The sequence below is a fragment of the Bradyrhizobium sp. NBAIM03 genome, assembly GCF_020194055.1.
Lineage (GTDB): Bacteria > Pseudomonadota > Alphaproteobacteria > Rhizobiales > Xanthobacteraceae > Bradyrhizobium > Bradyrhizobium yuanmingense.
On sequence record NZ_JADYVS010000002.1, the window covers coordinates 151,302 to 171,452 of the forward strand.

The following is a 20,151-nucleotide window of genomic DNA, read 5'->3' on the forward strand; positions in this document are numbered from 1 at the left end:
CTTACAGATAGGGCGTGCCGTCCTTGTGCAGGAAGCGGCCGTCCGCTGCCGGGCTCATCATGTCGATGTCGGAGCAGGTGATGAGGTCGGCTGGCGAGCGTGAGCCGATCTCGAGATAAACCGCCGTCACGCTCGACCTGTTGATCATGTGATGGCCGTTGCCGCTGGCCTTGGGGAAGGCGGCGCAATCGCCGGCGTGCAGCACGGTTTCGCCGCCATCCTCGATCAGCGTCACTTCGCCTTCGAGAATGTAGACGAACTCGTCCTCGTGCGAATGCCAGTGCCGCTGGCTCGACCAGGTGCCCGGCGGCAGGCGCATCAGGTTGACGCCGAAATCCGACAAGCCTCCGGCATCGCCGAGCCGCTTGCGAATGCGCTCGGCGCAAGGCGCATTGAAAGGCGCCGGATAGCCGGAGCCCTTGCGGGCCGGCACGGTGGCGACGTCGATCTTTGGCATGTGGGACTCCCTGCAATCCACCAACAGACCGGCGGCGCGAAGCATCATCACGATGAACATCGCGGACCAGATCAATATGTGTGGGATGCTGTCATTCTGCGGCTGTTTTGCCCGACGTGTCAAACCGATCTGTGATGATGTCGCGCGAGGACAGGGAGCCGCTGAGCTGTCGTTCCTGGTAGGTAAGTCATTGATCCCGCTGGCGCCGGCTACTGTGCATGGGGTTGTTTTGCGAGTTTTGCTGGCCGCTCACGAAAGCGTGCGGCAAAAATGACGTCGGCCTGTCGGCGGGCGCAGTTCCCATTCGTCTTTCACGCGAGACAGACCTGACGGGAGACTGAAATGACTTCGTCCAACTATCGCTGGGTGATCGTCGCCGCCGGCGGCGTGCTTGGCTGCGTCGCGATCGGCGGCATGTTTTCGCTGCCGGTGTTCCTGCAGCCGATCACCAAGGACACCGGCTGGTCGGTGACCGGCATCTCCAGCGCGATGACGATCGGCTTTCTGGCCATGGCCTTCACCAGCATGGCTTGGGGCACGCTGTCCGACCGGTTCGGGCCGCTGCCGGTGGTGGTGACGGGATCGGTCGTGCAGACGCTCAGCCTGTTTGCGGCGAGCCACGCCACCTCGCTTCTCGTGTTCCAGATCGTGTTCGGCCTGCTGGTCGGCGCCGCTTGCGCTGCGATCTTCGCGCCGATGATGGCGACCGTCACGGGCTGGTTCGACACCAATCGCGGCCTCGCCGTGTCGCTGGTCTCCGCCGGCATGGGCATGGCGCCGATGACGATGTCGCCGCTGGCGGCCTGGCTCGTCTCCGGCCACGACTGGCGCACCTCGATGCAGATCATCGCGCTCGTGGTCGGCGCCATCATGATCCCGGTCTCGTTCCTGGTGCGCCGTCCGCCGGCGCTCGCGCAAGGTCCGGCCGCGCCCGCCGGCGAAACCGCCGGACAAAACGAGATGTCGATGGGCGAGGCGTTGCGCTCGCCGCAATTCCTGATCCTGCTCGCCACCAACTTCTTCTGCTGCGCGACGCATTCCGGCCCGATCATCCACACCGTCAGCTATGCCGTGAGTTGCGGCATCCCGCTGGTCGCAGCGGTGACGATCTACAGCATCGAGGGATTTGCCGGCCTCGGCGGGCGCATCGCCTTCGGGCTGATGGGCGACCGCTTCGGCGCCAAGCGCGTGCTGGTCTCGGGCCTGCTGCTGCAGGCCTTCGGCGCGCTCGCCTATGTCTTCGCGCAACAGCTGACGACGTTCTATGCGGTCGGCGCGATCTTCGGCTTCATCTATGCCGGCACCATGCCGCTCTATGCCGTTCTGATCCGCGAGAACTTCCCGCTCAAGATGATGGGCACGGTGATCGGCGGCACGGCGATGGCAGGCAGCCTCGGCATGGCGACCGGCCCGCTCGCCGGCGGCCTGATCTACGATGCCTTCTCCAGCTATGCCTGGCTCTACATCGCCTCCTGGGCGATGGGCTTAGGGGCCTTCCTGATGGCCATGACGTTCCGCCCCTTCGCAAAGCCGCAAGGCGAGGTGGCGCCCGCGGCGGCGTGAATTCGAGATCGAGGCGTGGCGTCAGAGCTGCGCCTCGATCGCGGCCTTGTCGATCACCGACCAGACCTGCCGGATCTTGCCGTCGAGAAATTCGTAGAAGACGTTTTCGCAGAAGGACACGCGCCGCCCGTTGACCGCAAGACCAACGAATGTCCCGACCGGTGTGCAGTCAAACTTCAATCGGGCGGCGATGCGGGGAGGATCGGAGATCAGCATCTCGATATGGAACTGCAGATCGGGGATCTCCCGAACATCCCGTTCCAGCATCGCGCGATAGCCCGCAAGCCCAAGGGGCCGCGCGTTGTGGGTGGCCTCCTCATGCACGAATTGTCCGAGTGCCGGCCAATCCCGCCGATTCAGGCAAGCGATGTAGGCGCGGTAGATGTCGGCGAGGTCGTCTCTCATCATTATCGAAGCTCCCACGGCCTCGACCAACGCGCGAGGACCGCGAACCGGTCCAGCGTCAGAGGCGCTTTTCGAAGAAGAGGTCCGGATAGGGATCGTCGTTGAACCGCGGGATCTCGCGCCAGCCCGTGCTGCGATAGAGCTGACCGGCTTCGGGCAGTGCGCTGTTGGTGTCGAGCCGCAGCAGTGCGATGCCGAGCTCGCGCGCGGCGCTCTCGGCCGCATCCATCAGGCGGCGGCCGAGCCGCAGCCCGCGCGCGGCGGGCGCGACCCACAGCCGCTTGATCTCGGCGTAGCCGTGATCGGTGCCCTTCAAGCCGACGCAGCCGATCGGCAGCGTGTCCGACATCGCAACGAGGAATGTGCCGCGCGGCCGGCGCATGTCCTTGGCGTCGGGGTCGCGTGACAGCGAGACGTCAAAGCCCTGGCTGAAGCGGCGGCCGAGCTCGGCATAGTACTCGCCGAGGCAGTAGCGCGCTTGCTCGCAGCGCGGATCCGTCTCCTCCAGCGCGACGCGCTCGCGCGTCAGCGCGGAGGCGATCAGGTCCATCGCCGCCAGCAACGCCTCGCGTTGCGAATGTTGCGCGAGGAGGCCTTCGGCCTGCGCGTTGGACAGCGCCTCGTAGGCTGCGAACTCGCGCCGGCCCGCCCGTGTGAGCGTTGCCATGCGCCGCCGCGCATCGTCCTCGCGTGCGGCGGTCTCGATCAGCCCTTCGTCCTCGAGGCTGCGGAGCAGCCGGCTCATCAGCCCGGAATCGAGACCGAGATAGTCGCGGATCTCCGCCACGTCCGATCGCCCGTGCCCGATCGCATTGAGCACGCGCGCGGCACCCAGCGGCCGGCCGCGCCCGAGAAACGACGTATCGAGTGCTCCGACCGCAGAGGTGACGGCGCGGTTGAAGCGGCGAACGCGGGAGACGGGATTGAGCATGATATCTGACTTTAGTCAGATATCGCGGCTTGTCAATCGTGCGAGAGCTGATCGAGTTGCAGTTGCGCGCCTCTTTGTGAGTTGTTCCCGTGTCGGGAGCCGTTACCATGCGGCCGCTCGGGGAGTCTGAATTCACAACGAGCGGAGGCGGCATTGGGCGGGATGGAACGCAAAGCGAAGGGATCGGACCTGTTTGTCGCGGCGTTGGAGAATGAGGGTGTTGACCGCATCTTCGGCATCCCCGGCGAAGAGAATCTCGATCTGGTCGAATCGCTGCGTGCTTCGAGGATCGAGCTGATCCTGACCCGCCACGAGCAGGCCGCGGCCTTCATGGCCGCAACGCACGGGCGGCTGACCGGCAAGCCCGGCGTTTGTCTGTCGACGCTCGGCCCGGGTGCTCTCAATCTGTCGACGGGCGCCGCCTATGCGCATCTCGGTGCCATGCCGATGATCCTGATCACCGGCCAGAAGCCGATCATGAGCAGCCGGCAGGCCCGCTTCCAGATCGTGGACGTCGTGGCGACCATGAAGCCGCTGACCAAGCTGTCGCGGCAGATCGTCAGCGCCTCCAGCATCCCGACCGTGGTGCGCGACGCCTTTCGCGTCGCGATGGAGGAGCGGCCCGGGCCGGTGCATCTCGAACTGCCCGAGGACGTTGCCGGGGACGAGGTGCCTGCGGTCCCCGTGATCCCGGTCCATCCGATAGAAATCCCGGTCGCCCATCGCGCCGCGCTCGACCGCGCCGCCGAGATGATCATGGCCGCCAAGCGCCCGCTGGTGATGATGGGCGCGGCGACCAGCCGGCCGCGGTCGACACACGGCATCGCAAGCTTCGTGCGGCGGACAGGCATGCCGTTCTTCACGACGCAGATGGGCAAGGGGACCGTGCCCGGCGGCACCAATCTCTACATGGGCACTGCCGCCTTGTCCGAGCGCGACTATGTGCATGATGCCATTGACGCTGCCGACCTGATCGTTGCGATCGGTCACGACCCGATCGAGAAACCGCCCTTCATCATGGGGCCGTCAGGGCCAAAGGTCATTCACGTCAGCTACACGCCGGCGAGCGTCGAGCAGGTCTATTTCCCCGATGCCGAGGTCGTAGGGGACGTCGGCCCGAGCCTGGAGCTGCTGGCGGATCGACTCGAAGGCAAGCTGCCGCAGGCCGCGGCGCTGCTGCCGCTGCGCGAAGAGATACTGAAGCACATCGCCGACCGCGCCATCGAAGCGCGCTGGCCGCCGACGCCGCAGCGCATCGTGCACGACATCCGCCAGGTGATTCCGGAGAACGGCATCGTCGCCCTCGACAACGGCATGTACAAGATCTGGTTTGCGCGCAACTATCGCACCCGCGTCGCCAACACGCTGCTGCTCGACAATGCGCTGGCGACCATGGGCGCCGGCCTGCCGTCGGCGATGATGGCCGCGATGCTCTATCCCGACCGCCGCGTGCTTGCGGTTGCCGGCGACGGCGGCTTCATGATGAACAGCCAGGAGATAGAGACGGCGGTCCGCCTCAAGCTCAACCTGGTCGTGCTGGTGCTGGAGGACAAGGCCTACGGCATGATCCGCTGGAAGCAGGCCGTCGACCGCTTTGCCGATTACGGCATGACGTTTGGCAATCCGGATTTTGCACTATACGCCAAGGCTTATGGCGCCAAGGGTCATCGCATCGAAAGCATCGACAGCTTCGGCACGACGCTCGATGCCGCCTTCAGGGAGGGCGGCGTGCATCTGGTCGTGGTCCCGATCGATTATTCGGAGAACGTGCGGGTGCTGGTCGACGAGTTGCGGGCGCACGAGAAGGCGAAGGCGTGAATTTTGTGCGACGCTCTCACCGTTCGTCATTGCGAGGAGCCCTTGCGACGAAGCAATCCAGACTGTCACCGCGGAAAGATTCTGGATTGCTTCGCTGCGCTCGCAATGACGGAGCCTGTGGCGCACGTCTCGGTTCAACATGACAACCACACTTGTGTTGGGCGTGCCGATCGTCGAAACTCTCCACTACCCAACCAGCCACAGGAATAAAGCATGCCTCGCGTTCGTTGTGTCACCGAGATGGGCATGGGCGTCGACGTCCACGGCAGGGACGCCACCAAGGCGGCCAAGCGCGCGGTCTCCGATGCCATCAGGCATTCCAGCCTCGGCTTCTTTCGGATGATCGGCAAGACCGCGAACGACATGTTCGTGGACGTCACGATCGGCGTGCCGAACCCAGAAACCGTCGACAAGGAAGCCGTCGCCAAGGAGCTGCCTTACGGCACCGTGACCGTCACCGCGGTCAAGGGCGGGCTGGAGATCCCCTCGGCCACGGAAGTGGCCAACGATCCCATCCTGATCGCCAATGCCGCCGTCATCGTCAGCTTCGACAAGGATTAGGCCGATGTCCGCGAGCGATGAGGCGCTGCTGGATCGCCCGATCTGGAGCGCGTTGACGACGAGCCAGAAGCATCTGGCCGAGGGCGGCCCGCGGGCTCTGCGCTATCCCGTGGACATGACGCCGTTTGCCGATATGGCGGACATGTCCGCGGCAAGTTTTGCGGCGCTCGGCGATCTCATGTCGGGCTCGCAAGTCGCGGTGCTGTTCACGCCCGAGCCCGTCGAAATTCCCGCCGGCTTCAAGGTGCTGCTCGCGGAGCCCGGCGAGCAGTTGATCGGCTCGCCCGCCGACACTTCGCTGCGCGATGCCGAGATCGTCCGCCTCGGCGCGACTGACGTTCCCGCCATGATGGCGCTGACCGAGCTGACCAAGCCCGGGCCGTTTGCGGCGCGGACGCACGAGCTCGGCACATTCCTCGGCATCCGTGCACGCGGCGAGCTGGTCGCCATGGCCGGCGAGCGGATGAAGCCGGGCAATTTCACCGAGATGACGGCGGTCTGCGTGCATCCCGATCATCGCGGTCGCGGTTACGCACAGGCGTTGCTCGCCGCCATCGCGCGCCAGATCGAGGCGCGCGGCGAAATTCCGTTCCTGCACGTGTTCGCGAGCAATACGTCTGCCATCGCGCTGTACCAGCGGCAGGGCATGCGGATTCGGCGCCGGCTGCAGGTCACCGTGCTGATGAAGCAGGGATGAGCTGCACCGTGGGCTTCATATCCTGAGAAATCGCGCTATATCGATTCCAACCACAAATCGGGGGGCGAGCACATGGACGCCAGAACGACTGATTTTTCCGCCGTACGGACGGCGATGCAGCGCTACGTCGATCAGGAGATCATTCCCGGCGTATCCTGGGCCGTGCTGCGCGGCCGCGAGGTGGTCGATCAGCAATGCGTGGGCTTTGCCGACCGAGAGGCCAACACTGCGCTGCGGCCCGATCATATCTTCCGGGCGTTCTCCAACACCAAGATCTTCGTCACCTGCGCGATCATGCTGCTGGTCGAGCAAGGCCGCATCGGGCTCGATGACGCAGTCGAAAAATTCCTGCCGCAGCTCGGCAATCGCAAGGTGCTGAAGCAGGGCGCTTCGAGCCTTGCCGATGTCGAGCCGGCGAAGAGTCCGATCACGATCCGCCAGCTCCTGACCCACACCTCCGGTCTCAGCTACGGTATCTTCGATCCCGGCACGGTGCTGTTCAAGGGTTACAACGAGGCGCGCGTGCTCAATCCGCTGACGCCGCTCAGCGACATGATCGACAGGCTCGCCGACCTGCCGCTGTCCTATCACCCTGGCACGGCCTGGGAATATTCCGTGGCGACCGACGTGCTCGGCCGTGTGGTCGAGGTCGTCTCGGGCCAGCCGCTCGACGCCTTCCTGAAGGCGCGCATCTTCGATTCCCTCGGCATGACCGACACCGGCTTTTATATCCCCGAGGCCCAGCAGGGCAGGCTGGTCGCGCTCTACAACGGCGCCGACGTGCTCGACCCCATGAAGCCCGGCCTCACGCGGGCCGACCATCTGCCTTACCCGCAAGCCTATCGGCGGCCGCTGCCGCGGCTCTCGGGCGGCGGCGGTCTGGTCTCGACCTTGCCAGACATGCTCGCGCTGGTGTGTGCGCTGCTGCCCGGGTCCGATGCGTTGCTGAAGCCGGAAACGCTGCGGCAGATGATGACGAACCAGCTGCCCGCAGGCCAGACCATCCGCTTTGCCAATCTCGGCCCGATTCCCGGCAAGGGCTTTGGCCTCGGCGGCGCCGTCACCTTCGCGCCGACACCGTTCGATCCCCCGAACTCGACCGGTGAATTCCAATGGGGCGGCCTGGCCGGGACCCATTGGTGGATCTGTCCGGAAGCCAATACGGCGGGCGTGCTGATGGCCCAGCGCTATATGGGCTTCTGGAATCCGTTCTTCTTCGAGTTCAAGCGCCTGGCCTATCAGGCGGTCGGAGCCTGATCGCAAAAAAATCTTCCGTCAGCGCGAATCCTTCTTGGCCGTCGCGTCCTCTTGTTGGTCGAGGCAATCGGTCTCGGCCCATATCGGAGGATGTGATGGGATTCTATAGGAAGAACATCGGCGGACTGCATCAGGTGGTGCGGGTCGTCCTGGGGATTGCGGTGGCGGCTGCGGCGTTCGTTTATCTTGCCGGCGCGACAGCATGGCTGGTCGCGCTCGGTGGCGCCGGCTTCGCGCTGACCGGTCTCGTCGGTTATTGTCCGATGTGCGCGATAGCGGGCATCGGCAAGGGAGGGGTGTCGTGAGCGCGGCGGCGATCTCGCCAAACCTGTTCGAGGCCGCGCGGCTCGGCGATGCCGAGGCGATTGCGCGTCTGCTCGAGACGACGCAGCCGGACATCCGTCGCTATGCGCGGGCGACCTGCCGCAGCTCGGCGGACGCCGAGGATGCGACGCAGGAGGCGCTGTGGATCCTGTTCCGCCACGTCGGCACGATCCGTTCGCTGCTGGCGTTGTCGGCCTGGCTGTTCAGCGTGGTCCGGCGCGAATGCCTGCGGCTCGCGCGCCGGGCCGGCGTTGTGCCGGCGGTCGATGGCGCCGAGGCGGAGGCCGCACTGCTGTTGCGCCCTGAGGCCGATCTGCGGCTCGACGTCGCCGCGGCGTTCGAGGCGCTGCCGCCGCACTATCGCGATGTCGCGCTGATGCGCGACGTCAAGGAGATGACGATCGAAGAGATTGCCGCCGCGCTCGGCGCGAGCAGGCAGACCGTGAAGGCGCGGCTGCATCGCGCCCGCGCGTTAATGCGCGAATATCTGACGAGATGAGAGGCGACCGGATTCAAAGAAAGAAAATGGAGTGACGTGGGCGGGAGACGTCGCCTCCCGCCCACGGTTTCGCTTTAGTCCTTCCACGGATCGAACTCGCCTTCGCCGGCCATGGCGACGGCGAATGGCCGCAGCGTGTGCAGCACGCGCACGGTGCCGGCGTGCTGGGCCAGCACGTCCGGCAGGCGGCGATAGGCCATCGGGCTCTCGTCGAGGTCGGCACCGATCAAGGTGACGCCGCGCTCGTTCAGCCAGCGGTCCATCTCCTCGCGCGAGAAGCGCCGCTTCGCCTCACGCCGTCCGAACAGGCGGCCGGCGCCGTGCACGGTCGAGTAGAGCGAGGCCTTGGCCTCCGGGCTGTCGACGCCTTCGAGGATGACGGCGTCGTCACCCATCGAGCCGCCGACGAACCCCTTCTGGCCGGGAAACGCCGGCGTCGCGCCCTTGCGCACCACCCACAAATCCTTGCCGTCGTGGGTCTCACGCCAGGCATAATTGTGGTGGTTGTGCACGCTCTCGGTCACGCTGCCGCCGATGATCTGGCGGACGCGCTCGACGACCCATTCGCGGCCCGCATAGGCATAGCGCCCGGCGAGCTGCATCGCCGCGATGTAGCGGCGGCCGAGCTCGCTGTCCTCGTCGACGACGGCGGGCGGGACGTTCATGCCGTCCTTGCCGCCGGCGGCCTTGAGGTAGCGCGTCGCGGAGGTGTGCCCGAGACCGCGGCTGCCGAAGTGGACGCCGATCCAGACGAAGCCTTCCTCGTCGCGCATGAGGTCGACATAGTGGTTGCCCGATCCGACCGTGCCGAGCTGCTTCACCGCCTTCTGACGGTAGTCCTCCATGTCGCTTTCGCGCCAGGCCTCGCCGTCGTCGAACAGGTCGTGCTCGGCCCGTTCCGCGTTGGCACGTCCGACGCCGAACGAGATCACCTTGGCGACGTCGCGGATGATCGTGGGAGCGATCCCCGCGATGTCGTCGAAGCGCGTGTCGAGCCGAGCCGCCATGTTGCCGCAGCCAATGTCGAAGCCGACGCCGGAGATGCTGATCTGCTTCTCATAGGCGATCACCCCGCCGACCGGCTGCGCATAGCCGAGATGGCCGTCGGCGCAGATCACGCCGGAGACGACATTGCCGATGGCCATGCAATTGCGCATCTGCGCGATCGTCGCCTCCTCATGCGGGCCGAACACCTTCAGCGGCGCATTCTGGAAGCGGGCGTCCTGCGTCCGGAACGCGGCGATCGAGCTCGCGGTCGCATTGGCCTCGCGGGCAAGATGCTCCTTGCGCGCTGCGTCCTTGTACAGGCACCAGGCCGGCTGGCCGCGGCCTTCGCCGACGCGCGAGTCGGGATCGACACCGGCGGCGAGGCAGAGCTCGCGGGCGCGTTCCATGTAGGGATCGGGTCGTCGCATGGTCGTAGATCCTTGTCATTCCGCGCGCACCATAACGGGGGCGGGCGGATCATTTCAGAGATTTCGTTGGCCCGGGCGCATCTCGCGTCCGGGGCCATTGTTGTTGCGCATCAGGTCAACGCCGTCTCGGACGCCGCGATCCACGCGACCACGGCCTCGGAGAAGCCGTTGACGCGGGTCCAGGCGCCGTGACCGACGCCGTGCTGATACGAGGCCACGTTGACCATGGTGCCGCGCGCCCTCGGCTCGGGGACCTGGTCGTGGCTCTGCTCGTCGGTGAAGACGATGAGGCGATCGCCCTTGCAGTCGATCTCCGTCACCGCCTTGCCGAGATAGGTTCCGCCATGCGGCTGCGAGTTGATGATCGCATCCCGCAGCGCGAAACCGCGGCGGGGAGGGACCTTCACGACCTCGTTGGAGAAGGTGAAGATCTCGACCTCGTCGCAGATCTCGCGGGCGAGAATGGCAAGGCCACACGCCACCTCCGCGCGCGTCATTTCCGACTGCGCGGAGAGCGTTGCGAACATCGAGCCGGACACGTCGATCAGGAGCCGGGTGCGGCCCGGAAGCCGCACATGGTCCTTGATCGACTTGAGCATCGCAGCCTCGAGCTCGGGCTCGAAGTCCGGCGCATAGCGCGCCGCCGTGATGAAGCGATAGGGCAGGATACGATCCGTCCGCATCGCCTCGATCGCGCCTGCGATGGTCTCGCGCGGGACCTGCGCGTTCTGCATCAGGCGCAGATTGCGCAGTAGCGCCAGGCCGCCGAGCTTTCGCTCGGCGATCAGCCGCTCGAAGGTCTCGCGCTTGTTCTTGCCGGCCGAGAGCGAAACCTCCCAGGTGTCGGGGGAGGCGAGCTCGCCATCGACGAGCTGCTTCCACACCTTCGCCTGATCGGCGTCTTTCGGCTTGGCGTGCACCAGGAACAGAACGTCCCTGATCCGCACCGCGCCGTCGCGGTCCCACTTGGCGAGCTGATAGGCGTCGAACTTGGTCAGCGCGCGGGCAAGACCCTTCTTCACCTGTGCCGAGACCGGCTGGCGCTTGCGCTGCTGCATCGGCCCCAGCGCATCCGCCCAGTAGATCGCGAGCAGCTCCGTCATCTCGTCGGGACGCTGGATCACCTGGGCGAGCGTGTCGGCAACGAGGGTGCGGTGCTTCTCGTTCCGCGCCATCTCGCGGATGACGAGGAGCGGTGCGTGCCGCAGCTTCATCACCTCGCGCGCCTCGATCGCAAGCTGCGCGACGCGCGCGGGCGCGACCTTGGGCACGAGGGCCTTGATGCGGTCGGCGATGGCGACGCCATCCTCGTAGAACTGGTCCTCCCACAGGAGGCAGTTCATCAGCGCGCGCTTCAGCTCCATCTCGGGCGTGAAGCGAATTGCGCGTGCGCCCTCCCGCGTGAAGGCGCGAACGATCTTGTTGAGCCTGACCATGATGGCCTCCTCTTGGGTTGATGGGGATGGAAACGGAACAGGCGAGGCTGTACTGCCCTTGCGGGCAAGTCACATGCTCTACCGCTGAGCTACGGACTTTCGTCCGGAAGGAGTCGAACCTTCGACATTGCGATCCGAAGTAACAGCGCTCCTCACCACCGGCGGTGGCTAGGGGACACGATCCGGGAACGGGCGATTGCTGTACCCGACGAGCCGAAGCTCGCCGGAAAGCGCTCTATCCTCTGAGCTACCGGTGCATGGGACACCGGGCGGGATTCGAACCCGCGACCTCTCGCGTTGCAGGCGAAGTAACAGAAATCTTCACCACGGATCGTGACGGGTTGGCGGGGAACGATCGATGCTGTTGCTGCCCTTGCGGGCGATCCGCCTTTCGGCGCGCAGGGTTCGAACCTGCTCGGCGCTTTCCCGCCTTTACCACGAAGTAACAGACATCTTCACCACCGCCAGGCCAGTGCTTTCGCATCGGCCATTGATGGGTACGCTGGGGAACGGGCGATATCGGCTTTCAGTGACAACAACACAGTCTCTGTCCCCAACGGATAGATCCTGCGCCGGGCCGCGTGCAAGCCTTTTCGGAGGCCGCATCCCGGTGCGTGTGTCAAAGGCGGGAGGCATACCCGCTGTGCCGTGTGGAGAAGTATCCGACATCTTCACCACCAGCGTCGGTTGAGCCGCGATCCCTCACGGCAAACCGAGTTAGAAAAATTCGATCGCGGCGCTGTCGACGCGCCGCACATTGCGAACCCACTGGGTTCGCTCTGCCATCGGTGTCCGGCTCATCGCCTCGTTCCCTCCGGCAGGCCCCGCGCATTTGGGCACGCGCCTCTCCAGCGCGAGCCCCGAGATCCGGGTCTCTCGTTCCGGCCATTGCCGGGATGTTCGGTGGGGCCGCGCGGCGGGCAACAAAAAACCCTCCGGAGCGGCAGGCTCGGGAGGGTCCGTGAGAAGCGGACTGTCGATCTTGCGGTCAGGCAAGATCGCTCCCATGGGCCGGGCATGCGCAATCGAACAGCTTTGGGCTATTCGGTATGCGGATAATTCTTTCGTAGCGGTACGACATCGCTCGGTTCATGGTGTCTGTCGCAAACGGAAGTGCTTGCGAGGGCGCGGGACATACGCCCGCAACTTGCGGATGTCAAGCGAGACGCGCGAGGAAACTGAAATTGACGGACGCATGACTTGCAAAAACTATCTGGGGCTCGACGGATTTCGCTTCGGCTGGGTCGCAGCGTGGATTGACGAGCGCGGCGATCAAGGCTTCGATTATTCGCCAAGCCTGATGCGTCTGCTCGCAATCCCGCACGCCCGCGCGATGATCGACATGCCGATCGGACTGAACGCGAGCGGCTACCGCGCCTGCGATTTGCGCGCACGCGAACTGATCGGCCCAGCCGTGTTTCTCGGCGCGCGCCGCGACCTCTGGGCGTTCCACGACATGGCGGCGGCCAATCGCCATTACTGGAAGCACGAAGGCGAGGGCAGGGGCGTGTCGGCGCAGCTCTGGAATATCAGGGACAAGATGAGGGAGGTCGACAAAGCCATGACGCCGGCGCGGCAGGCGACGATCGGCGAAGCGCATCCGGAATTGATCTTCTGGAATCTGGCAGGACGCGTGCGGCTCGAACCGAAGTCCTCGCCGCGGGGCCGCGAGCAGCGTATCGCGCTTTTGAGAGGCCGCGGCTTCACTGAGGTCAAGAGATGGCTCACGCTTCGCCACGGCACCGGGATCGGTCGCGACGATCTCATCGACGCCTGTGCCTGCGCTGTCGCAGCGCGCGACAGCACGCAATCCGTTGGTGACGGCAGGATCGATCCGCGCGGACTACGGATGGAGATCAACTTCTGAAGGCGATCAGCCCTGCCGCTCGCCTTTACCTTCCAGCCGGCAGCGACTATTGCGGCTTGGAGTCGAGCGGACGTCTTCGTCGTCCAGTCTTGTTGCTCTCGCTTCGTACTCCTCGGCCATCGCCCGCAACCGCTGCGCCGCTTTGCTGTGCGTGAGATCGTTCGCGACGCGGCGACAGCGTTCGGCGTGGTCGAGCAGGGCGCGTTTCTCGATGTTCATTATGCGACAACGCGCGAGGGGGCCATTGGTCCCTTTGAGAGCCGCCGGAACAGAGCGATGCCGTCGCAGCAGGATCGGGAAAAAGTAGCAATATTTGGTTGCCGTCTGGAACGTGGCGCCTGAGCCGACGTTCTACGCCAGAGGCTGTCGAGGGATATAGAACACCATGTACGACGTGTGCCAATTGGCGACCGCGATGCTCGCGGTTGCCTTTACGGCCCTGCTGCTGATCACGGGTCAATGGTTCATCGAGTCGAGGCTGCAGATCGAGTCGAGGCTGCAGTATGAAGCAATGCCCCCGTTCGTGGCGATGGCGACACTGCCGCCCTAGCACAGCCGGAAGTGACTTGCGCGGTGCGGTACCTTGCCTAGATTGAGCACGCCTCAGTCCATGCACCCAGAGTCCCGATGTCCGATATGTCCTCCATTCCTGTCCCCAACTGGGACCGTCTGTCAGTCTTTCCGATCACCAGGCGCTGGCCACCCAAGCATCCGGAATTACTTCAGCTCTATTCGCTGCCGACGCCGAACGGCGTCAAGGTTTCGATCATGCTGGAGGAGATCGAGCTTCCTTACGAAGCGCATCTGGTCGACTTCGGCAAGGACGACCAGAAGACGCCCGAATTCCTCTCGCTCAATCCCAACGGTAAGATTCCGGCGATCCTCGATCCCAACGGTCCCCGCGACAGGAAACCATTGGCGCTGTTCGAGTCCGGGGCGATCCTGCAATATCTCGCGGAGAAGACCGGCAAGCTGCTGCCGCAGGATGCCGCGCGGCGTTATCAGACGCTGCAATGGCTGCACTTCCAGATGGGCAGCGTCGGGCCGATGTTCGGTCAGGTCGGCTTCTTCCACAAATTCGCCGGCAAGGATTACGAGGACAAGCGGCCTCGTGACCGCTACGTCGCCGAAGCCAAGCGCCTGCTCGGCGTGATGGATACGCATCTGGCCGGCCGGCAATGGTTCATGGATGACGACTACACCATTGCAGACATCTCCATGCTCGGCTGGGTGCGCAATCTCATCGGCTTTTATGGTGCCGGCGATCTCGTCGAATTCGCCCAGTTTAAGGCGGTCGGCGCCTGGCTCGAACGCGGCCTCGCGCGTCCCGCGGTGCAGCGCGGATTGAACATTCCGGCAAGGCCCTGACAAGGCCCTGAGGCTAGAACAGCCGTCCGCCGTTCGGCACCGGCTTGCTCGGCTGCACCAGCACCACCTTGCCGTCGGCATCGGGGAAGCCGAGCGTCAGCACCTCGGAGACGACCGGGCCGATCTGGCGCGGTGGGAAATTGACGACGGCCGCGACCTGTTGGCCCACGAGACTTTCGAGCGGGTGGTTGTCGATGATCTGGGCCGAGCTCTTGCGCACGCCGATGGCGGGGCCGAAATCGATCCACAGCCGCCAGGCTGGCTTGCGCGCTTCCGGAAACGGTTTGGCGTCGACGATGGTGCCGACACGGACGTCGACCGCGAGGAATGTGTCGAAGTCGATGGTCGGTGCGGCCGCCGCTGCGGGATCGTGGGTGACGTGCATGGGATGTCCGTTCGGTGGGGTGACGCGTCTCGCGACATTGTCGCGCGACGCGGAGTTTCGTACAACGCCACGCACATCACCGCTACGCCATGCGCGAGGACCGTCTTGCCCACCATCATCTACGGCATCAAGAACTGCGACACCATGAAGAAGGCCCGCGCCTGGCTCAATGGCCATGGCGTGGCTTACGCGTTTCACGACTACAAGGCGGCGGGTGTCGAGAAGGACAGGCTGAAGCAGTGGAGCGACAAGGTCGGTTGGGAGACCCTGCTCAATCGCGCCGGGACGACCTTCAAGAAGCTGCCCGACTCCGACAAGGAAGGCCTCACCGAGAAGAAGGCGCTGGCCTTGATGCTAGCGCAACCATCGATGATCAAGCGGCCGGTGCTCGAAATCGGCGGCAAGCTGTTGGTCGGCTTCAAGCCGGATATCTATGCCAAGGAGGTCGGCGGCAAGGCGCGCTGACGGCTAGTTCAGCTCAATGATCTCGTTGGAGATGGCGCGGCCCGGCTGGTCCGAGAACTCGACCGGATCGGCGGGTGCGATGCGGCCGGGGGCGCGATGAAACAGCTCGCGATCGATCACGGCCCGCAGCTTCGGGCGCGGCAGCGCGTCATTTCCGCGCATCAGATTCTTGATCTCGAAGCCGCCGTCCTCGCAGAAGGTCTTTACTGACGCGATGACGTGGCTGACCCTGCCGTCGGTCAGGAACGGCAGCAGCAGCCGCTCATACGCGACGATTCGGCCATAGGCGTCGTCGACGTCGGCAACGCTGTAGATCGGAAGGCCGCGCGCGACGCATTCATGATAGATCGGCATCACGTATGGTGCGAGCCGCGGCCCGACGTAATCATCGAGCGAAACGCCCTTGCCGGTATGCCCATAGGCGCGCGAGATGCGCGTGCCTTCGCTCTGGATGACCAGACGCGGCGTCGGCGTCGAAAGCTCCACCGTATAATAGATGAGATCCGACAGCTCCTCCTCGAGCCGCGCGGGCTGATACTCCCAGATCGCGGGAGCGATCTGCTGGCGCGCATAAAGTCGCAGCCACGTGTTGAGGAGATCACGCTGGCGGATCGACTTGACGACGGAGGGAGCGGCGCTTGCAAAATCCAAGACAATATTCTCCGCGCGTGAAAACCCTGGGATGATCGGGCTTGCGGGAAAATTTTCGATGAAGGCTGGCGCGGGAGACGAAAGACCGTTAACGACGGCTTGATGGCCGGTGCCTTGCGAACCGGAAAGGCCGGGCAGGCACGACATCGACCTCTGCGACTAAGGGAGCATTTGTACCCCGGCCGGAGGCCTGACCTGCTCAGCTTTCCGCCTTGCCTAACCCCCGTCACCTCCGGCATATTCCGCGCCCGGAGGCGGCGCCCCGGTGGGCTGCAAGTCCTCCGGACAGCCGAAGCAACAAGGACAGCCACGCGCCGCGCGCGGGCAGGGGGAAAACTGTTTGGCCGATGAGTTCATTCTCGAAACGGAAGGCTTGACCAAGGAGTTCGCGGGCTTCTTCGCCGTCCGCGACGTTGCGCTCAAGGTTCGCCGTGGGAGCATTCATGCGTTGATCGGCCCGAACGGGGCCGGCAAGACGACCTGCTTCAATCTTCTGACCAAGTTCCTCAAGCCGTCGGCCGGGAAAATCCTGTACAAAGGGCAGGACATCACCGCGATGGCGCCGGCGGATGTGGCCCGCATGGGGCTGGTCCGTTCGTTCCAGATTTCGGCGGTGTTTCCCCATCTCACCGCGCTCGAGAACGTCCGTGTCGCGCTGCAGCGCCAGCATGGCTCTTCGTTCGATTTCTGGCGCTCCAAGTCGGTGCTCAACCGCTTCAACGACCGCGCGCGCGAGCTGTTGAACGATGTCGGCCTCAACGAGTTTGCCAACACGCCGGCAGTCGAGATGCCCTATGGGCGCAAGCGTGCACTTGAGATTGCGACCACGCTGGCGCTCGACCCGGAGATGATGCTGCTCGACGAGCCGATGGCCGGCATGGGCCACGAGGACATCGACAAGATCGCGGCGCTGATCAAGCGCATCTCCGCGAAATACACCATCCTGATGGTCGAGCATAACTTAAGCGTCGTGGCCAACCTCTCCGATATCATCACCGTGCTGACGCGCGGGCAGGTGCTCGCGCAAGGCCACTACTCCGAGCTCACCAAGGACGAGCGCGTCAAGGAAGCTTACCTGGGAGCCGGTCATGCCTGATACAGCGATCGCCGAGGCTCCGGCCAGGGCTGCGACTGGCGGGAACATCCTGCAAGTCCGCAACTTGGAAGCCTGGTACGGCGAGTCTCACATCCTGCACGGGATCAACTTCGACGTGAACGCGGGCGAGGTCGTCACCCTGCTCGGGCGCAACGGCGCCGGCAAGACGACGACGCTGAAGTCGATCATGGGCATCATCGGCAAGCGCACCGGCTCGGTGAAGTTCAACAACCAGGAGATCATCCGCGCGACCTCCGACAAGATCGCGCGCATGGGCGTCGCCTTCTGTCCGGAAGAGCGGGGCATATTCTCCAGCCTCGACGTCCGCGAGAATTTGATGCTGCCGCCGGTTGTCCGCGAAGGCGGTTTGCCGCTCGACCAGATCTTCGAGCTGTTCCCGAACCTGAAGGAGCGGCTGAACAGCCAGGGCACCAAGCTGTCGGGCGGCGAGCAGCAGATGCTGGCGATCGCGCGCATCCTACGCACCGGCGCGAGCTTCCTGATGCTGGACGAGCCGACCGAGGGTCTTGCACCCGTCATCATCCAGCAGATCGGCCATACCATTGCGCGGCTCAAGAAGGAGGGCTTCACGATCCTCCTGGTCGAGCAGAACTTCCGCTTCGCTTCCACCGTCGCCGACCGCTATTACGTAGTCGAGCACGGCAAGATCATTGACGGGTTTTCCAATTCGGAGCTTGCCGCCAACATGGACAAGCTCCACACCTATCTCGGTGTGTAGCCGAGCAGGCCGGACGATCGAGAGTAACTATCAAAGGAATATTGGGAGGTCGGATTATGAAGCACAGCATTTCGGCAATGTTGCTCGGGACGGCCCTGGCGCTCGGCGCGGCAGGCGGCGCGGTCGCGCAGGACAAGAACATCAAGATCGGCGTGCTGACCGACAATTCAGGACTTTATGCCGATCTCGGTGGCGCCGGCTCGACCGTCGCCGCACAGATGGCGATCGAGGATTCCGGGCTCGCTGCCAAGGGCTGGAAGCTCGACCTGATCTCCGCCGACCATCAGAACAAGCCCGACATCGGCTCCACGATTGCTCGGCAATGGATCGACGTCGAGAAGGTCGACATCTTCATGGATGTCCTGAACTCCGGCGTTGCGCTGGCGGTGAACAATATCGTCAAAGAGAAGAATTCCATCCTGATCAACACAGGTGCGGCGACGTCGGATCTCACCAACGCGCAATGCTCGCCGAATACGGTCCACTGGGTCTATGATACCTATATGCTGGCCAACAGTACCGGGCAGGCGCTGGTGAAGGCGGGCGGCGACACCTGGTATTTTCTCACCGCGGACTACGCCTTTGGCCATGCCCTCGAGCGCGACACCGCCGCGGTGGTGGTGAAGTCGGGCGGCAAGGTGATCGGCAACGTCAAGCATCCCCTGAATACCGCTGACTTCTCGTCCTTCCTGCTTCAGGCGCAGGCCTCCAAAGCCAAGATCATCGGCATGGCGAATGCCGGCGGCGACACCACCAACACCATCAAGCAGGCGTCCGAGTTCGGCATCGTCTCGGGCGGCCAGAAGCTTGCGGGTCTGCTGCTCTTCATCACCGACGTGCACTCGCTCGGTCTGAAGGTGGCGCAGGGCTTGAATTTCACCGAGACCTTCTATTGGGACATGAACGACGGCACGCGCGCCTTCTCCAAACGCTTTTCCGAGCGGATGAAGAACAAGGCGATGCCCTCGATGGTGCAGGCCGGCGTCTATTCGGGCCTGCTGCACTACTTCAAGGCGCTGGAGGCGATGGGCGGCAATCCGCATGACGGGGCCAAGGTGGTCGCCAAGATGAAGGAGATGCCGACCGACGATGCGTTGTTCGGCAAGGGAACGATCCGTGCGGACGGTCGCAAGCTGCATCCGGCCTATCTGTTCGAGGTCAAGAAGCCCGAGGAATCCAAGGGCCCCTGGGACTATTACAAGCTGATCGGCACGACCCCCGGCGACCTGGCCTTCCGGCCGCTGTCGGAAAGCGCCTGTCCGCTGGTGAAGAAGTAACGGTGAACGATGCGGGCCGGCGCGCAACGGCGCCGGCCTGTCTTTGAGGAATAGAAGGGACCGGGTGCGGGATCGATGCAGGCTCTCTACGCTCAGCTACTGGTGGGACTGATCAACGGCTCGTTCTACGCGCTGCTCAGTCTCGGGCTTGCCGTCATCTTCGGCATGCTCAACATCATCAATTTCGCCCACGGCGCGCTCTACATGATGGGCGCCTTCGTCGCCTATTTCCTGTTGAACCTTGGTGGCATCAATTATTGGTGGGCGCTGCTGCTGGCGCCGATCATCGTCGGCATCTTCGGCATGATCCTGGAACGGACCATGCTGCAATGGCTAACCGGGCTCGATCATCTCTACGGCCTGCTCCTGACCTTCGGCATCGCGCTGATCGTGCAGGGCGTGTTCCAGAACTATTTCGGCTCCTCGGGCCTGCCTTACGCCATTCCCGAGCAGCTCAGGGGCGGCATGAATCTCGGCTTCATGTTCCTGCCGATCTACCGCGGCTGGGTCGTCGTGTTCTCGCTGGCGGTGTGCCTTGCGACCTGGTTTCTCATCGAGAAGACGCAGCTCGGCGCCTACCTGCGCGCCGCCACTGAAAATCCGACGCTGGTGCGTGCCTTCGGCATCAACGTGCCGCGCATGATCACGCTCACTTACGGTCTCGGCGTCGGCCTTGCCGCGCTTGCCGGCGTGCTCTCGGCGCCGATCAACCAGGTGCGGCCGCTGATGGGTGCCGACCTCATCATCGTCGTGTTCGCGGTGGTGGTGATCGGCGGCATGGGCTCGATCATGGGCTCCATCATCACCGGCTTTGCGCTCGGCGTGATCGAGGGCCTGACCAAGTATTTCTACCCCGAGGCCTCCAACACCGTCGTGTTCGTGCTGATGGTGCTGGTGCTGCTGGTGAAGCCGACGGGATTGACGGGAAGGGCGGCCTGAG

The 20,151-nt window shown here is 64.3% G+C and carries 24 protein-coding genes and 1 tRNA gene; 16 read left to right on the forward strand and 9 right to left on the reverse strand.

Annotated features, from left to right (window positions below; all coding sequences use genetic code 11):
* Nucleotide 1 precedes the first annotated feature (1 nt).
* Nucleotides 2-457: a cupin domain-containing protein gene (locus I6F21_RS03330; protein ID WP_225140223.1), complete on the reverse strand. Its 456-nt coding sequence runs from the start codon at nt 455-457 to the stop codon at nt 2-4.
* On the opposite strand from I6F21_RS03330, the gene I6F21_RS03335 reads away from it, so the two are divergent.
* Together I6F21_RS03335 and I6F21_RS03340 are read left to right on the forward strand one after the other, a co-directional pair.
* The gene (locus I6F21_RS03335) at nt 456-731 is read left to right on the forward strand and encodes a hypothetical protein (protein WP_225140224.1); all 276 of its coding nucleotides are present in this window, start codon (nt 456-458) and stop codon (nt 729-731) included. The genes I6F21_RS03330 and I6F21_RS03335 overlap by 2 nt on opposite strands.
* Nucleotides 732-799: 68 nt before the next feature.
* Entirely contained in the window at nt 800-2,020 is a 1,221-nt protein-coding gene (locus tag I6F21_RS03340; protein WP_225140225.1) for an MFS transporter, read from the forward strand.
* 21 nt (nt 2,021-2,041) lie between these two features.
* Here the strand turns inward: I6F21_RS03340 and I6F21_RS03345 are convergent, their stop codons facing one another.
* Nucleotides 2,042-2,428, reverse strand: a complete 387-nt coding sequence (locus I6F21_RS03345) for an ester cyclase (RefSeq protein ID WP_109144036.1) — start codon at nt 2,426-2,428, stop codon at nt 2,042-2,044.
* A gap of 55 nt (nt 2,429-2,483) precedes the next feature.
* Entirely contained in the window at nt 2,484-3,356 is an 873-nt protein-coding gene (locus I6F21_RS03350; protein WP_225140226.1) for a bifunctional helix-turn-helix transcriptional regulator/GNAT family N-acetyltransferase, read from the reverse strand.
* Between the two features lie 162 nt (nt 3,357-3,518).
* Between I6F21_RS03350 and I6F21_RS03355 the strand changes: the two genes are divergently transcribed.
* The 6 genes from I6F21_RS03355 to I6F21_RS03380 all read left to right on the forward strand — a co-directional run bounded on the left by I6F21_RS03355 (nt 3,519) and on the right by I6F21_RS03380 (nt 8,512).
* On the forward strand, nt 3,519-5,174 hold the full coding sequence (locus I6F21_RS03355) for an acetolactate synthase large subunit (RefSeq protein ID WP_225140227.1): 1,656 nt from the start codon (nt 3,519-3,521) through the stop codon (nt 5,172-5,174).
* A 213-nt stretch (nt 5,175-5,387) separates the two neighbouring features.
* Entirely contained in the window at nt 5,388-5,735 is a 348-nt protein-coding gene (locus I6F21_RS03360) for a Lin0512 family protein (protein ID WP_225140228.1), read from the forward strand.
* A gap of 4 nt (nt 5,736-5,739) precedes the next feature.
* The gene (locus I6F21_RS03365) at nt 5,740-6,432 is read left to right on the forward strand and encodes a GNAT family N-acetyltransferase (protein WP_225132997.1); all 693 of its coding nucleotides are present in this window, start codon (nt 5,740-5,742) and stop codon (nt 6,430-6,432) included.
* A gap of 72 nt (nt 6,433-6,504) precedes the next feature.
* On the forward strand, nt 6,505-7,689 hold the full coding sequence (locus I6F21_RS03370) for a serine hydrolase domain-containing protein (protein WP_225140229.1): 1,185 nt from the start codon (nt 6,505-6,507) through the stop codon (nt 7,687-7,689).
* Between the two features lie 95 nt (nt 7,690-7,784).
* Nucleotides 7,785-7,994, forward strand: coding sequence for a DUF2892 domain-containing protein (locus I6F21_RS03375; RefSeq protein WP_036022623.1), 210 nt, complete (start codon nt 7,785-7,787; stop codon nt 7,992-7,994).
* Nucleotides 7,991-8,512, forward strand: a complete 522-nt coding sequence (locus tag I6F21_RS03380) for a sigma-70 family RNA polymerase sigma factor (RefSeq protein ID WP_036034160.1) — start codon at nt 7,991-7,993, stop codon at nt 8,510-8,512. The genes I6F21_RS03375 and I6F21_RS03380 overlap by 4 nt, the downstream gene beginning before the upstream one ends.
* A 74-nt stretch (nt 8,513-8,586) precedes the next feature.
* Here I6F21_RS03380 and I6F21_RS03385 read toward each other — a convergent pair whose 3' ends face one another.
* The 3 genes from I6F21_RS03385 to I6F21_RS03395 form a co-directional block, all read right to left on the reverse strand.
* Nucleotides 8,587-9,927 carry an RtcB family protein gene (locus I6F21_RS03385; protein WP_036022627.1) on the reverse strand — a complete coding sequence of 447 codons (1,341 nt, stop codon included), beginning with the start codon at nt 9,925-9,927 and terminating at the stop codon, nt 8,587-8,589.
* A gap of 110 nt (nt 9,928-10,037) precedes the next feature.
* Nucleotides 10,038-11,363 (reverse strand): TROVE domain-containing protein, encoded by a 1,326-nt coding sequence (locus I6F21_RS03390; RefSeq protein ID WP_225140230.1) that lies wholly within the window; start codon nt 11,361-11,363, stop codon nt 10,038-10,040.
* Nucleotides 11,364-11,461: 98 nt separating this feature from the next.
* Nucleotides 11,462-11,617, reverse strand: a tRNA-Arg gene (locus I6F21_RS03395).
* 941 nt (nt 11,618-12,558) lie between these two features.
* On the opposite strand from I6F21_RS03395, the gene I6F21_RS03400 reads away from it, so the two are divergent.
* A complete protein-coding gene (locus I6F21_RS03400; RefSeq protein ID WP_225140231.1) occupies nt 12,559-13,230 on the forward strand; it encodes a DUF429 domain-containing protein in 672 nt (223 codons plus the stop codon).
* Between the two features lie 6 nt (nt 13,231-13,236).
* On the opposite strand, the gene I6F21_RS03405 is transcribed toward I6F21_RS03400, so the two are convergent.
* Complete coding sequence (locus I6F21_RS03405; RefSeq protein ID WP_128262035.1) at nt 13,237-13,449, reverse strand: hypothetical protein; 213 nt, start codon at nt 13,447-13,449, stop codon at nt 13,237-13,239.
* Nucleotides 13,450-13,615: 166 nt separating this feature from the next.
* On the opposite strand from I6F21_RS03405, the gene I6F21_RS03410 reads away from it, so the two are divergent.
* Together I6F21_RS03410 and I6F21_RS03415 are read left to right on the forward strand one after the other, a co-directional pair.
* On the forward strand, nt 13,616-13,780 hold the full coding sequence (locus I6F21_RS03410; protein ID WP_167361654.1) for a hypothetical protein: 165 nt from the start codon (nt 13,616-13,618) through the stop codon (nt 13,778-13,780).
* An 86-nt stretch (nt 13,781-13,866) separates the two neighbouring features.
* Nucleotides 13,867-14,598 (forward strand): glutathione S-transferase N-terminal domain-containing protein, encoded by a 732-nt coding sequence (locus I6F21_RS03415; RefSeq protein ID WP_036022638.1) that lies wholly within the window; start codon nt 13,867-13,869, stop codon nt 14,596-14,598.
* Between the two features lie 13 nt (nt 14,599-14,611).
* Here the strand turns inward: I6F21_RS03415 and I6F21_RS03420 are convergent, their stop codons facing one another.
* The gene (locus I6F21_RS03420) at nt 14,612-14,983 is read right to left on the reverse strand and encodes a tRNA-binding protein (protein WP_074447872.1); all 372 of its coding nucleotides are present in this window, start codon (nt 14,981-14,983) and stop codon (nt 14,612-14,614) included.
* A 105-nt stretch (nt 14,984-15,088) separates the two neighbouring features.
* Here I6F21_RS03420 and I6F21_RS03425 point away from each other — a divergent pair, with 105 nt between their 5' ends.
* Nucleotides 15,089-15,448 carry an ArsC family reductase gene (locus I6F21_RS03425; protein ID WP_036022641.1) on the forward strand — a complete coding sequence of 120 codons (360 nt, stop codon included), beginning with the start codon at nt 15,089-15,091 and terminating at the stop codon, nt 15,446-15,448.
* A gap of 3 nt (nt 15,449-15,451) precedes the next feature.
* On the opposite strand, the gene I6F21_RS03430 is transcribed toward I6F21_RS03425, so the two are convergent.
* The gene (locus tag I6F21_RS03430) at nt 15,452-16,099 is read right to left on the reverse strand and encodes a hypothetical protein (RefSeq protein WP_167361655.1); all 648 of its coding nucleotides are present in this window, start codon (nt 16,097-16,099) and stop codon (nt 15,452-15,454) included.
* Between the two features lie 340 nt (nt 16,100-16,439).
* On the opposite strand from I6F21_RS03430, the gene I6F21_RS03435 reads away from it, so the two are divergent.
* The 4 genes from I6F21_RS03435 to I6F21_RS03450 all read left to right on the forward strand — a co-directional run bounded on the left by I6F21_RS03435 (nt 16,440) and on the right by I6F21_RS03450 (nt 20,150).
* Nucleotides 16,440-17,195 (forward strand): ABC transporter ATP-binding protein, encoded by a 756-nt coding sequence (locus tag I6F21_RS03435; RefSeq protein ID WP_018317619.1) that lies wholly within the window; start codon nt 16,440-16,442, stop codon nt 17,193-17,195.
* Complete coding sequence (locus I6F21_RS03440; protein WP_036022650.1) at nt 17,188-17,934, forward strand: ABC transporter ATP-binding protein; 747 nt, start codon at nt 17,188-17,190, stop codon at nt 17,932-17,934. The genes I6F21_RS03435 and I6F21_RS03440 overlap by 8 nt, the downstream gene beginning before the upstream one ends.
* Before the next feature lie 56 nt (nt 17,935-17,990).
* Nucleotides 17,991-19,211, forward strand: coding sequence for an ABC transporter substrate-binding protein (locus I6F21_RS03445; RefSeq protein WP_036000846.1), 1,221 nt, complete (start codon nt 17,991-17,993; stop codon nt 19,209-19,211).
* Between the two features lie 75 nt (nt 19,212-19,286).
* Nucleotides 19,287-20,150, forward strand: coding sequence for a branched-chain amino acid ABC transporter permease (locus I6F21_RS03450; RefSeq protein ID WP_036022653.1), 864 nt, complete (start codon nt 19,287-19,289; stop codon nt 20,148-20,150).
* Nucleotide 20,151 lies beyond the last annotated feature (1 nt).